The sequence below is a fragment of the Paenibacillus sp. FJAT-27812 genome (assembly GCF_001273905.1).
GTDB lineage: Bacteria > Bacillota > Bacilli > Paenibacillales > Paenibacillaceae > Pristimantibacillus.
Map to the genome: position 1 here is coordinate 4,403,901 of NZ_LIGH01000001.1, position 14,932 is coordinate 4,418,832.

Here is a 14,932-nt window from a genome sequence, read left to right on the forward strand (position 1 = left end):
TTCTATTAGGAGACAGCCGCTTTTTTTTATATGCGCGGGTGAAAATCATACTAAAAGTCGAAAACGGTTTATTGCTCTTGCGGCCTCGTACACCTAAGATGAATGAAACGAATACTCTCATGCGAAAAAGGTGCATCACCAATTACTGGGCCGCCATGCCTCGATACGGAATCGGTATCGGGGTTTGTTTGGTTTACAATCACCCGGGAAATAAGTATCCGTTTTATGAAGCTAAAGTATTGTATAGTTCGTCTCCTGGCATTAGAATTTCAGGTAGCGGTGGCTGCCGAGCAGGCGCAATAGGCGTCAATTACTAGGGAAACGAGTGAGGCTAATGATGAGCAAATCGTGGTTTAATCGGCTTTTGCTTTCCTATATGCCGATATTTATTATCGTGGTCACCTTTACCTTTTTCGTTTTTTTTCAATTGATTAGTGAACAGGGCCGCAAAGAGGCGATCAATGCGAATAGCATGTTGTCTTTGCAGGCGATGAGGTTAATAGACTCGTCTCTAAGAGCAGTCGATAATATGGTGATGAAGGAATCGATTAATAACCAATCGCTAATCCATTTTTTTAACAGCAAAGAGGGCGGCGATCCTTACATCAACATTAGCGCCGTCATGAAAATGAACGATATGATTGCTTATTATCCGATTATCGATTCGATTTATTTGGTTCGTTACGAAGATCAAGTCGTACTCAGCAATGCGACTAACGGACATATTGATACGTATCCGGACAAAGCCTTTATCGAGCAATATCGCAACACGATTTCGCAAAAATGGACGAATGTGCGCACGTTTGAACAATTTACCATTTTGAACGGCAAGAAGGTCGTTAGTCTTGTGAGAGGCGCTCCGTTCATGACGAGTGAAAAAGGAATGATTGTCGTGAATGTGGCGGTTGATTCCTTGCAGCGATTAGTGAATGAGCTGTACGATTCAAAAGTCAGCTTCATTCGGATAGAAGACGGAGCGGGCAACGAACTGCTTAGACAGGCAGAACCGGTAAAAACCATGCACATCTATGCGAATTATAAGTCAAGCTATTCGAATTGGTCCTATATAAGCGGATTTGTGCAAGGAACATTCATTCAAACGGTATCTTTGCTGTACAATGCGTGGTTTATGATCGGGCTGGCATTGATCGTCGCAGGCCTCATTTGGATGATTTATGTGACAAGGCGCAATGCGAGGCCGGTGGAACAAATTGTTTCGCGCTTCAGCGGGTATAAGCTGGCGTTATCGGGCAGCAGAAATGAAGCGGGATCTGGACGGATTGATGAATTCGTATTTATTGAATCCGCGCTTGATAATTTGACGGAACAGGCCAAACAATATCAGCAGCAATACAAAGAGGATCTGCATTTGCGGACGCGCAATCTGTTTCACCGGCTCATTGAAGAGGGAACGGAGCTCACGCTGGAGGATTGGCGGCGCGAAGCTGAACGGCTGCAGCTTCCCGTGCCCGCTGAGAGCCATGCGCTGATCGTATTGGAAATAGATAAGTACGGTGAATTTTGCAGCCATTATTCGAGAAACGATCAAAATCTGTTAAAGTTTGCTTTGCGAAGCATTACTTACGAGCTGTCTTCACGTTCCGGCTATGAAAGCTGGGCGGAATGGACGGCTTCATCAAGGCTTAGCGTTATTTTATTCGCAAACGAAGGCGCTGCGGACGTCAAAATGTTAGTTCAGCTGTGCGACAGCATCCGGTCTTGGATCGAGCAAAACATGAAATTTACGGTAAGCATCGGAATCGGAGATCCGGCTTTGCATCAGCATGCCATCGCAAAATCTTTTCAGCAGGCGCTTGAAGCGCTTGATTATAAAATGGTGCTTGGCGAAAACCGCCTCATTACGCGTGAGGATATGATGAGCCAAGGACAAGTAGAGGTATATTCTTATCTCGGCATCATCCGTTCAGCCGTCTATGCCTTCCGCAAATCGGAAAATAGCTGGAGGGAGCAATTGGATGATTTGTTCAGCCAGATGAAGCAAGGTTTGCTAACCAAGGATGAGATCATGAACGTCATAAATTACTTGCTGTACAGCTTGGGGCGCGAGCTTTCAGGACAGGGCAAGGAATGTCAGGCTATTTGGGAAAGCGAAGCATTGCCGATACTGACGGATAAATTAGATCATTGCCACTCATTGGAAAATATGCGCGAAGCGATCATTGGCAAAATGGTTGAGCTTGAGGATACGCTTGCGGATATGCGGTACAGCGGGCAGCATGCGGGCATCATCTTGGAGATGCGCAAAATGATTGAAGAGGAATATGTGAATCCGAACATGTCGCTTGAATATTTAAGCGAGAAATTTAATATGAACGCAAAATACGTGAGCAAGCTGTTCAAAGAGACGACAGGGGAGAAGTTCATCGATTTTTTAATTCATATCCGTTTGAACGAAGCCAAGAGGCTTCTGCTGGAGTCGCGGAAATCGGTGCAAAGCATCGCCGAAGAGGTAGGCTACACGAATGCGATCTCGTTTACTAGAATATTTAAGAAGGTCGTCGGATCATCGCCGGGCGAATACCGTTTAGAGACGCGGAAAGCAGAAAAATGGCTGACGGAGCACGGAAGTGAAAAACGTTAAGGATAAGAATATCGTTTACCCAAATGGACGGCAGCACCGGCTGTATAAGGTGCTGCCGTTTCTCGTGCAGCAATAATTGCGAAAAAGGTTAGGCCGGCAATTAATGTATCTTGTGGCATGGAGAGAACGGATTATAGAATGATCACATGAAAGCGCAACCACAAACGAGGCTGTTGAAAAGGAGGTAAGCCCTTGTCCAAACTTAATCATGAATGGCAACCCGTTTCAGTCCCCCTTGCCCCGGCAGCGAGGCGTTATGCGCCTTTACGAAAGATGGCGCGCCACTGGCAATTGTATTTCGTCATTCTGCTGCCGATCGCTTATCTCATTATTTTCAAGTATGTACCGATGGCAGGCATCATGATCGCATTCAAGGACTACAACGTCATCAAAGGCATTTTTGGAAGCGATTGGGTTGGATTGAAATACTTTAATCAGTTTTTTGACTCTCCTAACTTCTGGTTGTATATGAAAAACACGCTCGGCATTAGCCTTTATGGCTTGCTTGTCGGGTTCCCAGCGCCGATACTGCTAGCGCTAGCGCTTAATGAAGTGCGCAATGGGTTGTTTAAAAAAAGCGTGCAGCTGGTCTCTTATGCGCCTTACTTTATTTCGACGGTTATTATGGTATCTATATTAATCGTAAATTTGACGCCTAATGTCGGAATAGTCAGCAAGCTGTTCCAGATGCTCGGCGTCGAAAATACAAATTTTATGGGCATCCCGTCATTGTTTAAATCCATTTATGTTTGGTCGGATGTGTGGCAGCATACCGGCTACGGTGCCATTATCTATATAGCGGCTTTAGCGGGTGTCAATCCGGAACTGTACGAAGCGGCGAAGGTCGATGGCGCATCTAGAATTCAAAAAATAATTAATGTCGACATTCCAAGCCTGATCCCGGTATCCGTCATTCTTCTTATTCTTAACCTAGGCAATCTAATGAAGCTGGGATTTGAGAAAATCTATTTGATGCAAAATCCGCTTAATCTTGCGACTTCCGAGGTCATTTCCACTTATGTGTACAAGGTGGGCTTGCTTGGCTCAAGCTTCAGCTTCTCGGCGGCGATTGGCGTCTTTAACTCGGTTATCAATTTAGCCTTGCTAATTGTCGTGAACTATATCGCTAGAAAGCTATCGAATAATAGCTTGTGGTAGCTGCCGCGCTTCATGCAAGTTTGCTAGCGCCCAGGTTCGGGTAGAGAGGAGACCTTATGGCAAAAAACGTATCCATTCGCGAGTCAAACGGTGACCGCTTATTCATGGTATTGATTTACACATTTCTGACCTTGGTTCTATTGGTCGTGCTGCTGCCGCTGCTCTACATCTTAAGCTCATCATTCAGTTCGCCGCAGGCTGTAGTCTCCGGCAAGGTATGGCTGTTCCCGGTTCAATTCACATTGGACGGTTATAAGGCAGTATTCAACAATCCTCAGATCGGTACCGGCTTTATGAACTCGTTGTACTACACGGTTGTTGGCACGTTAATCAACGTTGTGCTGACGGTGATGCTTGCTTATCCGCTGGCAAGGAAAACGTTCTACGGACGCCATTTCTTCATGATTCTTCTCGTCATTACGATGATGTTCGAGGGGGGTCTGATCCCGTATTATTTGGTCGTGAAGGAATTGCATCTGCTGGATACCCGCTGGGCTATGATTTTACCGGGAGCGCTAGCCGTATTCCAAGTCATTATAGCGAGAACCTTTTTCCAGACTAGTATTCCGGATGAGCTGGCAGAGGCTGCCGATTTAGACGGCTGCAGCGATATTCGTTTTATATTCAGTATCGTGCTGCCGCTTTCCAAACCGATACTCGCCGTTATGATGCTGATGTATGCGGTGGGACACTGGAATGCGTATTTCGACGCCCTTATTTTCCTGCGCTCGCCGGATCTGTTCCCTTTGCAGATTGTTCTGCGCAACGTGCTTATTCTTAATACGGTGGACGCGTCGATGATCGCCAATGCCAATCAGATGCTTGCCCAGCAGGGATTAAAGGACCTGCTCAAATATTCATTAATCGTCGTTGCCAGCGGTCCGGTGCTCATTATTTATCCATTTGTTCAGAAATATTTCGTAAAGGGTGTCATGATCGGTTCGTTAAAGGGCTGAACAGCTGTCATTCTATGAAGGGGGGATGGGTTGCCTTTGGGGCCGAGGCGGTCATTCAAATAAGCCATTGCAGGTTACGGGGAGTATTACGGATATAACAAGGAGGAGTCGTTTAGATGAGAAAAGGTTGGAAAAAATCCAGTGCAATCTTGTTGTGTATCGTACTTAGCTGTGCCGTTTTCCTTGCTGCGTGCAGCAAAAATTCGGGGACGCCTAATAATGGTCAGACAGAAGGCGGACAGACGGCAACGAATCAAGCAAAAGAGGATGTCTTCACTGAGGTAGGCACATTTCCGATAGTGAACAAGCAGCTGACGCTGAAAATGTTCGCCCCGCAGCTTCCGACGATCGAGAACATGGAGACAAATGCTTTTACGAAGTTTTTGGAAGAGAAGACGAACATTAAAATCGCATGGGATCTTGTCCCTAACAATTCCATCGAAGACCGCAAGCAGTTGATGCTGGCGAGCGGCGATTATCCGGAAGTGATTCTGCACGGCAACTTGACTAGGGAAGAGCAGATGAAATACGGGAAGCAGGGCGTGTTTATTCCTCTGAATGATTTGATCGAAAAGTATGCTCCTACGATCAAGAAGGCGCTTGCTGATATTCCTTATATGAAATCATCGATAACGGCTCCAGACGGCAACATCTACGCGCTGCCGCAAATCAATGAATGCTACCACTGTGATAACGGGTTAAAGCTTTGGATCAACAAGGCTTGGCTTGATAAGCTCGGTCTTCAGCTGCCGACGACAACGGATGAATTCTACGAAGTGTTGAAGGCATTCAAGGAACAGGACCCAAATGGCAACGGGAAAAAGGATGAGCTTCCGCTTACGGGCTCGGATGAGATGTGGGCAGGGAATGTGTCCGCATTTCTAATGAACGCCTTCATTGTGGATGATTATACCGAGAAAAACGCCGGCACCTTCTTATCCGTAAAGGATGGCAAGGTTGACTTCACGGCGAATAAGGAGGAATGGAAGCAAGGGCTTGCGTACTTGAACAAATTGTACAAGGAAGGATTAATCGATCCGGCAGCCTTTACGCAAAATGCCGACGCCATCCAGCAGCTGGCTAACCGGGAAACGGATAACATTATGGGCGCTGCGACGACGGCACTTATAAGCTATGCCTATAATATGACGGATGCACAGCCAAGGCACAAAGATTATGTGACGCTGCCTCCGCTTAAAGGCCCTAATGGCGTTCAGCAGACGCTTAACTTCGCCGGCATTAGCAAATCTCAATTTGCCATTACGAACAAGGCGACAGAAGAGCAGCAGATTGCCGCGATACGTCTGGCTGACTACTTGTACACGGAAGAAGCAATCGTCCTGCAAGAGTCCGGCCCTGAAAATAAGGGCTGGCGCAAAGCGGCGGAGGGCGAACTCGACCTCGACGGGAAGCAGGCCAAATATTCCGTCATTCAACAAGAGAAAAAGCAGACGCATAACGACGGATGGGAACAGATCGGACCTTCCCTTCGCACGTATGAATACCGTTCCTCTTGGATGGCTATTCAGGACCCGCTTGCAGAAGGCGGCTACGGAACGCGCTTGAACACGGAATCGAAAAAATATGAGCCTTTCCACTCCAAGGAAATGTATCCTAACGGCGTATTCATTGCGCAGGAAGATGCCGAAATCGCAGCCCAGCTGAAAACGACGATCGTTGATTATACGAAGTCGAATATGGCGCAGTTTATTACAGGCTCCAAAGATATAAGCAAGGAATGGGATGCTTATGTGAAGGGCTTTGACGGTTTGCAGCTTGGTCAATACATCGACATTTATCAGAAAGCGTTAAGCACTCCATAACCATTAAGAAGAGAAGGCCGCTTCGCGGGCCATATGTCTGCGGAGCGGTCGTATTCGTAACCGACTCTAGGAGGTTTTGCAACGATGAGCGATCAAACGCTGGATCATCTGCAAGAAGAGACAGAAGAGCAAGTGCTGCATGAAGGCGTCCATAATTTTAGCAGCGAGCGCGAATACGTGCGCCCAAGCAATCCGACTACGCTGGAGCGTCTGGAATGGTTTAAGGATCAGAAGCTTGCGCTGATGATGCACTGGGGACCTTATTCCCAGATTGGAGTAGTCGAATCCTGGGCTCTTAGCGATGAAGACCAGGATTGGTCACGTGAAGGCATTGATTGGGAGACGGATGGGGAAGCGTTCAAGCGCCAATATTTTGATTTGAACAAGACGTTTAACCCGATTCGCTTTCAGCCGGAGGAATGGGCGGAACTCGCTGAAGAAAACGGATTTAAATATTTAATTTTTACGACGAAGCATCATGACGGCTTCTGCATGTGGGATACAAAAACGACGGAGTATCGCATCACTGGCGAGCAAACGCCTTTTCACACGCATAAATACGCCGATGTCTGCCGCCATGTATTCGACGCTTTCCGGGCGAAGGGGCTCGCTATCGCCGCTTATTTCTCCAAAGCGGACTGGCATACGCCTTACTACTGGGCGCCGGATATGGAGCGCAGCCTTACCAACACGCGGCGCGGGCCGACTTATGATCCGCAGCAGCATCCCGAGCTTTGGAATAAGTTTGTCAACTTTACGCATGAGCAGATTACGGAATTATTGACCGAGTACGGCAGAATTGACGTCCTTTGGCTCGATGCTGGCTGGGTTAGGCCGCTCCGAAGCGGACAGGATATTCGGCTTGGCGAAGTCGTGGAGAAGGCTAGGGAGCATCAGCCGTGGCTGCTATCGGCAGACCGGACGGTAGGAGGCCCATATGAAAACTACGTCACGCCAGAGCAGACGATCCCGTCCGAGGCGATGAATATTCCGTGGGAGAGCAACATTACGATGGGCACTTCCTTCTCGTTCCGATATGAAGATAACTATAAGCCGACCCGCCAAATCGTGAGGATTTTGCTAGAGGTTGTTGCCAAGGGAGGGAACTTGGCGCTAAACGTTGCTCCGCAGCCGGATGGCAGGCTGCCGGCAGGCGCAATCAAGCGCATGAAGGAGCTTGGCGCTTGGCTGAAAGTGAACGGGGAAGCGATTTATGGCACTCGCATTTGCGCGCCATACTTCACTGGCAGCCAAGCCTTCACGCAAAAAGGCGATGCGGTCTATTGCTCTTGCCTGTATCCATCTGCGGACTCGGAAGTTTCCGAGACGATTTTTATTCCGTTTAACGATTCGCTTGAATCGGTAGAGCTTGTAGGTATGGAAGGAAAGCTGAGCTGGACGCGCGAAGCTGATGGGATCACGGTTCAGCTGCCTGCGGCTGCGATATCGGAAAATGCGCCGATCGCGCATGTGTTCCGGATGCAGAGAAAATAGTGTGCCGAGCTACTAAAGCTGGTTTTGGGCGAGAAGCCAAAACCAGCTTTTTGCGATTAGCTATGGCAAGCCGCTTGAAAAAATCGAAGTAATTTCTTGATAATATGGTAACTGGGGTTTATGGTTAGGAAAGCAAGGTTTCCGGAAATGGGGCGTGTTTTTATTGAATATCCAATCGTTTTGCGAAGGCATTAAGCTTGACCCTGCTGCTGCGCAGCAATTGTATGCGTATCGTATGGATGAAGAGGCGTATGAAGCGCATAAACAATATTTTTATGCGGACCGCGGCTCCTTCTTTGAAAGTGTAAAGCAAACGACAAGCTATCGAGAACGGTTACTCTATTTATTTGTCAGGTTCGGGGTAGATGCCTATGAGGAGTACCGAATCCGAGGTATCAGCGATGAAATCTATTATGCTACTTTCTCGGATATTGAAATTTGGAGCTCTACTTGTAAGCGTGATTTTGGTGAATACGGCATCGAAGAATATAACTGGCTGCAGGAGCATGTTCAGCTTCGTTTGTTCCGGCTCGGAAGGCTGCAATTCCAGCCTATTGCACTTGACCGTGACTTAGAAGCAGATGGCCGGAAACTAGCAAAGCATCAAATTGTGCTTAATGTCCACATTCCGGCAGGAGAGCCGTTAACGCCTCAAGGCGTGAAGAAGTCGTTTGAGCTTGCGAGAGCTTTTTTTAGAGGCGTATCTCCGGTTTACGTTTGTCACTCATGGCTGCTTTACCCGGAGCTGAGCAAGGTTTTGAGCGCGGACTCGAATATTTTGCAGTTTCAAAAACAGTTTTACATTTATGAAGTTGATGAACATGCGAGGGAAGCCGAACAAAGAATATTTAAGCGCTGATCCTGCCGAATATGAAGCGCAAACAAGCTTGCAGCGCAGTGCTAAAGCTTATCTGCTTGCCGGCCATAAGCTCGGAAGCGGTTATGGAATTATGCTGGATGGGGCCTCATCGATCTAAGTGATGAGGTTCTTTTTTTTATGTTCTGTTCGGGTTTGTTAATGGCTGACATATGTTGAAAAGTTAACATAATCCATAAGCTGACGTTGGTTTTAATGCCAAAGTCAGCTTTTTTTGTTTTTACTTTTTGTAAAAATTTAGTCGAGATAGAAATTTATCTTTTAGTTCTTTTGGATTATATCCGTTTTTTAATTAATTTTAAAAGTTTATGAGCGATTTCGGAAGGTGAGCGCTTTCAAATAACGCTGGCTTTGGAAGAAAAATCAAGTCTGCTTGCACGTTTTTCAACTCAAACCTAGGGACTCGTTTGGCTTGCCGGCATGCTGTTTGTATTTCAGAAATAATAATTGGCGTTCGAAAAAAAGCGCTAAAAGTCCTATCAGAAATAAAAGGGCTTTATTCCTCTATTGAATCGATTCGTTCAAATGGGAGGCAGGCCTTTGGAGATAGGTCTTAGGACTAGCACTCCATAAATAGAAAAATTTACAATAATATAAGTTGACCAATGCCGTTTCTATGTTATTATTTTGAATAAATGAATACATAACTGGAATCGACTGGATAAAATCGGAGGGAAGGACACCAATTAAGATCGGGTTTACTTACACAAAGAAAAGGTGGATGCCATGAGAAAGTGGATTTGGGTCATCGTTATCGTACTCGTTATTGGCGCTATAAGCAGCTTCTCTATTATCGCAATGAATCAGCCGATTACGGTTGTGCTAGGAGATGTTACTGAGCAATCCATGGCGGAAGAAATATATGTAAGCGGCAAGCTGGAAACAAAAGAGACGACTTCCCTGTATTCGGACACGAACGGGCTAATCAAAGAGCTGAAGGTGAAGGAAGGGGATAAGATCAAGAAAGGCCAAGTGTTAATTACGCTCAATATGGACAGCGTTAAGCAAGCATTGGAAGAAGAACGCGTAAACCTCGAAATCACGCAAGCGGAGCGTCTGGCTGCGAAGCAGGAGCATTTTAAGCAGTTTAGGCAGCAGCAGATCGAAAACCAAGACGCAGCAATTGAACCCCTGAAATTAGAGCAATTCGACCTTCGAATCAAAACCCATAACATTAAAATCAAAGCGATGGAAAAAAAGCTGGTTAAGGATGAAATCAAGGCTAATGCAGACGGAACGGTAACGGAGCTTGCTGTAAACAGCGGGCAATTAATTAGCGAGGGCCTGCTTATTTTGAAAACCTCGGATTTTTCAGCCTATAAGGTCGTTGCTAATATCAACGAGATCGAAGCGGGCAAAGTAAAGCTCGGCATGCCTGTATCGATCAGCGGCGAATCGTTTGCCGACGTTTATGAGGGCAAGGTATCCAAGATGGCGTCTACCGCCGTCGTAACAGATCCTGCCTACAAGGATGCTTACGTGGCCACTACCATAACGCTGCAGCATATAAGCAGCGAGCTGCGGCCCGGCTACAATGTCAACGTGGAATTGAAAATTCCCGATAAGCAAAGAATCGTTGTTCCTATGGAAGCAGTCGTTCAGAGCGAAGGAAAGGCTTACCTCTACAAGGTTGAACAGGATAAAGCGGTAAAGGTACAAATCCAGACGGGGAAAGAAAATGATGAATACTATGAGGTCGTTTCCGGCGCCGCGCCTGGGGACAAAATCATTATCAAGGACGTGGAATTGCTTGCGAACGGCAGCAAGGTGACCGTCCAATGATTACCCTCCAGGACATACGAAAGGTGTATCGCAACGGGCCGCTTGAGGTTGAGGCGCTAGGATCTGTTAATCTGACCATTGAGCGCGGCGAGTTTGTCGCCATTATGGGCTCGTCCGGCTCGGGAAAATCAACGTTGATGAATATTATCGGATGCCTGGATGTGCCTACGTCAGGCAAATACATTTTGGACGGCGAAGAGGTTCAGGCGCTCGATGAGGTTCGGCTCTCCTCCGTTCGCAATCGCAAAATCGGATTTGTTTTTCAAAGCTTTAATCTGCTCGGCAGACAATCGGTGCTGCATAATGTGGAGCTTCCGATGATGTATGGGGGACTGAATCGGACCAAACGTACGGAACGGGCACTGGAGCTGCTTGAGAAGGTAGGACTCGGCGGCCGCGTGAAGCATAAGCCGACTGAGCTGTCTGGCGGGCAGCGGCAGCGGGTTGCCATTGCAAGGGCACTGACCATGAATGCGCCGATCCTGCTGGCGGATGAGCCTACGGGCAATCTCGATTCCAAATCGTCAGAGGAAGTGATGGGGCTGTTCAAAAATATCCATCAAGAAGGCACGACGATCATTCTTGTCACGCATGAGCCGGAAATTGCTGAGCATGCGGAGCGTGTCCTTTGGTTCGGAGATGGCAAGCTGCTTAGAGAAACGCGCAGAGGAAGTGCCGTTACATGAGTATGTGGGAAAGCATTATGGTGGCGCTGGACAACCTAAGAGTCAATAAAATGCGTTCGCTGCTTACGATGATCGGAATTGTCTTCGGCGTTATGGCGGTTGTAACGGTCGTATCGATCGGGCAGGCGGGGCAAACTTCTGTCTTGAATGAATTATCCAATTATTCGGACGGATACTTCGTCGTCTTTAAAACGGCAGGCGAAGGGAATTCCAATGCCAGCATTACATTAAGAGATTTGAACGAGGCTCGAAAACTCGATGGCGTGAAATTTGTTTCAACGAGCAGCAGCTTTCAAATGTCTGAGATGCGCGGAACGGAGAAGCTGCTGCTCAATCTGCTCGGCACAACCTCGGATATGACGAAGATGCAAAAGGTTGATCTGCTGGCAGGCCGTTTCTTTAATGCCCAAGAGCAGCGCACGAAGCAGAAGGTGGTCGTCGTAGAAAAAAAATACGCCGAGAAAGTTTACGGATCATCCGAGCGAGCCTTGAATCGAAAGTTGAGGCTATCGGGAGGAATCTTTCAAATCATAGGCGTCTATAAGCCGCAAAAAAGTATTTTGGGCGATACGGGAGGCACGCAGTATAACGCGTATGCGCCGCTTGAGTCGATGCCAAACTCAAGTGCAGGACGATATATTAGTTCACTTGATGTCGTATCGGAAAAACCCGAGCAAATGGAAGAGCTGATGAAGGAAATGAAGGGATGGCTCGCCATGAGGCACAATGCCGAGCCGGAGCAATTTACGTCTCAATCGGGCAAAGATGCACAGGATATGGTGTCCAACATTTTCGGAATTCTGCAAGTCGTCATTGGCTCAATCGCCGCGATCTCGCTTCTGGTAGGCGGAATTGGAATCATGAATATTATGCTCGTATCGGTTACGGAGCGAACGCGCGAGATCGGAATACGCAAAGCGATCGGGGCTACGCCTAGCGCCATTAAGCTCCAGTTTCTAATCGAGTCGGTCATCCTATCCTTTCTAGGAGGAATGACAGGCACATTGCTAGGGCTGCTGGTTGGAGCGGGTGTTTCTTTTTTCATGGCTTTGCCAAGCGTAATATCGGCTTGGGCGATTGTGCTTGCATTCGGATTTTCTGCAACCGTCGGTATTTTCTTTGGTTATTATCCGGCCAACAAAGCTGCTAAGCTGCAGCCAATTGAAGCGTTAAGATACGAATAATCGACTTGAACAATCGACCGTTGATAGGCCGTAGGAGGAATGCCGAATGGATCATTCGGATGAATTTGCACGATTTATTGAACCGCATATGAAGAAGGTTCATAATCATTGTCTTTATCTGGCTAGCTGCAAATGGGATGCGGATGACCTGGCGCAGGATGTATGGATGAAGGCTTACCAATATTACCGGAAGGTCGGTGCCTTTCAGCACCCGCTGACGCTGCTGAACAAGATTGCACGCAATCTTTGGATCGATCAACTGCGCAGGCGCAGCAAAACGATGGTTTCCATAGAAGCGGCTGCCGAGCTGACGTATACCGATCTGAATTACGCGGCGGTAAGAGGGCTCGTAGAATGGGTATCCGAGCATTTGGCGGAGCGAGAGGTTGCGATGCTGCTGCTGTCCGAGGTGTTTCATTATTCGTATCAAAATATCGCCGACGAACTGCAATGCTCGGTCGCATCTGTCAGAATGGCGCTGCATCGATCCAAATTATCGCTGCGAATTACCCAAATTCCATACAGCGACCGGTTTAATCGCAAGATGATGCCGGACTATCGTATCGACTGCTGGACACAGGCCATCATGAACGATGAGCCGGTTAAAAATACGCAAATGGAGGCTTGAATGAATGCTTCAAATTTTTGCTCTCCACATGAAAGAGAGATTGAGCAGGACAGCGTTTCATCGCTTGTTGACGGAATCATCCATAGAAAGGCAAACAAAGGTGCAGCGATTTCTAAAATATGAAGATGCTGCTCGAAGCTTAGTTGGCGATAGGCTGGCAAGAGAGGTTATTGCAAACCGTATCGGACAGTCCGTTAATGACATTCGCTTTGAAGTTGACCCTTACGGAAAACCTCATCTGGTGGATAGGAAAGAACTGATCTGCTTTAATGTTTCACATTCAGGGGATTGGATCGTATGCGCCATTGACGTATTGCCGGTCGGGATTGACCTGGAGAGGATTAAACCAATCGATATTCAAATCGCTCTGCCCTATTTTTCGAAACAGGAGCGCGCGGAGCTTATGTCTAACCCGTTGGAGCAGCGGCTTGCCCATTTTTATGAATTATGGACGATGAAGGAAAGCTTCATTAAAGCTGATGGCAGGGGGCTTTCGATCCCATTACACTCGTTTACGGTAAGAAAGAACGGATCATCCTCTCAGCTCATCATGGAAGACAAATTAAGTGACTTTCAGCTCAAACAGTATGTTATCGATGCTGCTTATAAGCTGGCCGTTTGCAGTAAGAGAGGCTATTTCCCCAAGCAAGTTATGATGGTGGAGCTCAACTCCATGCTACAAATCGGATAGTAATACTAAATGTATAATTATTGTAATTATTTTCTTTATTATGGGTTTTATCTTATTAAAAAATTATCTTGACGCTAATATTAGGATGACATATTTCATGTAAATTAGAAATATAATGTTCGTGGTTGATTATTAAAATAAGGATGGTGATGGAATAACTGTTAATTAAAAGCGGTTGATAATGGCGATTCGACCTCTAAATGATTTTTTTCAATCATTATTATCCTAATAATAAACGAATAAGAGGTGGAATAATGACAAGCAAGCTTCATTCTTGGTTTGTTCCTGCAAATATCAACTCACACGCCAATTTGCGATTATTTTGTTTCCCTTATGCAGGTGGCGGCGCAAGTATATACCGCGAATGGCAAAAGCATTTTCCGAAAAATATCGAGGTTTGCGCCGTTCAGCTGCCCGGAAGAGAGAGCAGAGGGCTAGAGTCTCCGATCCATTCACTAGATCAGATTGTAAATGCGATAGCTGAAGAGATTCAGCCTTTGCTTGCGATGCCGTTTGCTTTTTTTGGCCACAGCATGGGGGCGTTGATCGCTTTCGAAACCGCTCGCCAATTAACTAGAAAATATAAGAGAATCCCCGACCACCTATTCGTTTCAGGCCGATCCGCTCCGCATCTCACACATCGATATAGGAAGCTTCACCTGCTCCCAGATGACGAACTTAAAAATGAATTAAGACAATTAAATGGCACTCCGGATGCCGTGCTGCAAAATAATGAGTTAATGGACCTGCTGCTGCCGCGGCTTAGAGCAGATTTTGAGGTTTGTGAAACGTATACGTATTCGGTGGATATGCCCATCCACTGCCCGATTACCGCATATGGCGGGTTGGACGATCACGCTGTCAGCATGGAATCGCTTGCCGCTTGGAAGGAACATACAAGCTACCATGCTGATTTGAAGATGTTCGAAGGGGATCATTTTTTTCTGCATAACGAGCAGCAAAAGCTGGCACAAGATGTCGGCAGCATGCTTCAGACTGCCAAAGCCTTACAGAGCGTATCAGTGAGATAGGCATGATATGGAGGGGAATA

At 46.9% G+C, this 14,932-nt stretch carries 13 protein-coding genes; all 13 read left to right on the plus strand.

The features are described from left to right. The first annotated feature begins 334 nt into the window (after positions 1–334). Positions 335–2,602, plus strand: a complete 2,268-nt coding sequence (locus ADU23_RS18465) for a helix-turn-helix domain-containing protein (protein WP_231637483.1) — start codon at positions 335–337, stop codon at positions 2,600–2,602. A 273-nt stretch (positions 2,603–2,875) separates the two neighbouring features. Then, complete coding sequence (locus tag ADU23_RS18470; protein ID WP_082311307.1) at positions 2,876–3,760, plus strand: ABC transporter permease; 885 nt, start codon at positions 2,876–2,878, stop codon at positions 3,758–3,760. 56 nt (positions 3,761–3,816) lie between these two features. Further along, entirely contained in the window at positions 3,817–4,716 is a 900-nt protein-coding gene (locus ADU23_RS18475; RefSeq protein WP_053375072.1) for a carbohydrate ABC transporter permease, read from the plus strand. A gap of 116 nt (positions 4,717–4,832) precedes the next feature. Beyond that, entirely contained in the window at positions 4,833–6,539 is a 1,707-nt protein-coding gene (locus ADU23_RS18480; RefSeq protein WP_053375073.1) for an ABC transporter substrate-binding protein, read from the plus strand. Between the two features lie 84 nt (positions 6,540–6,623). After that, positions 6,624–8,033, plus strand: a complete 1,410-nt coding sequence (locus ADU23_RS18485; protein WP_053375074.1) for an alpha-L-fucosidase — start codon at positions 6,624–6,626, stop codon at positions 8,031–8,033. A gap of 163 nt (positions 8,034–8,196) precedes the next feature. Further along, positions 8,197–8,892: an acyltransferase domain-containing protein gene (locus ADU23_RS18490; RefSeq protein ID WP_053375075.1), complete on the plus strand. Its 696-nt coding sequence runs from the start codon at positions 8,197–8,199 to the stop codon at positions 8,890–8,892. After that, positions 8,855–9,010, plus strand: coding sequence for a hypothetical protein (locus ADU23_RS32850; RefSeq protein ID WP_157265854.1), 156 nt, complete (start codon positions 8,855–8,857; stop codon positions 9,008–9,010). The genes ADU23_RS18490 and ADU23_RS32850 overlap by 38 nt, the downstream gene beginning before the upstream one ends. A gap of 626 nt (positions 9,011–9,636) precedes the next feature. Further along, entirely contained in the window at positions 9,637–10,692 is a 1,056-nt protein-coding gene (locus ADU23_RS18495) for an efflux RND transporter periplasmic adaptor subunit (RefSeq protein ID WP_053375076.1), read from the plus strand. Continuing rightward, positions 10,689–11,378 (plus strand): ABC transporter ATP-binding protein, encoded by a 690-nt coding sequence (locus tag ADU23_RS18500; protein WP_053375077.1) that lies wholly within the window; start codon positions 10,689–10,691, stop codon positions 11,376–11,378. The genes ADU23_RS18495 and ADU23_RS18500 overlap by 4 nt, the downstream gene beginning before the upstream one ends. Beyond that, the gene (locus ADU23_RS18505; protein WP_053375078.1) at positions 11,375–12,562 is read left to right on the plus strand and encodes an ABC transporter permease; all 1,188 of its coding nucleotides are present in this window, start codon (positions 11,375–11,377) and stop codon (positions 12,560–12,562) included. Before ADU23_RS18500 ends, ADU23_RS18505 begins: the two co-directional genes overlap by 4 nt. A gap of 46 nt (positions 12,563–12,608) precedes the next feature. After that, complete coding sequence (locus ADU23_RS18510; protein ID WP_053375079.1) at positions 12,609–13,190, plus strand: RNA polymerase sigma factor; 582 nt, start codon at positions 12,609–12,611, stop codon at positions 13,188–13,190. A 4-nt stretch (positions 13,191–13,194) separates the two neighbouring features. Further along, on the plus strand, positions 13,195–13,881 hold the full coding sequence (locus ADU23_RS18515) for a 4'-phosphopantetheinyl transferase family protein (protein WP_053375080.1): 687 nt from the start codon (positions 13,195–13,197) through the stop codon (positions 13,879–13,881). A 254-nt stretch (positions 13,882–14,135) separates the two neighbouring features. Then, on the plus strand, positions 14,136–14,912 hold the full coding sequence (locus ADU23_RS18520) for a thioesterase II family protein (protein ID WP_053375081.1): 777 nt from the start codon (positions 14,136–14,138) through the stop codon (positions 14,910–14,912). Positions 14,913–14,932 lie beyond the last annotated feature (20 nt).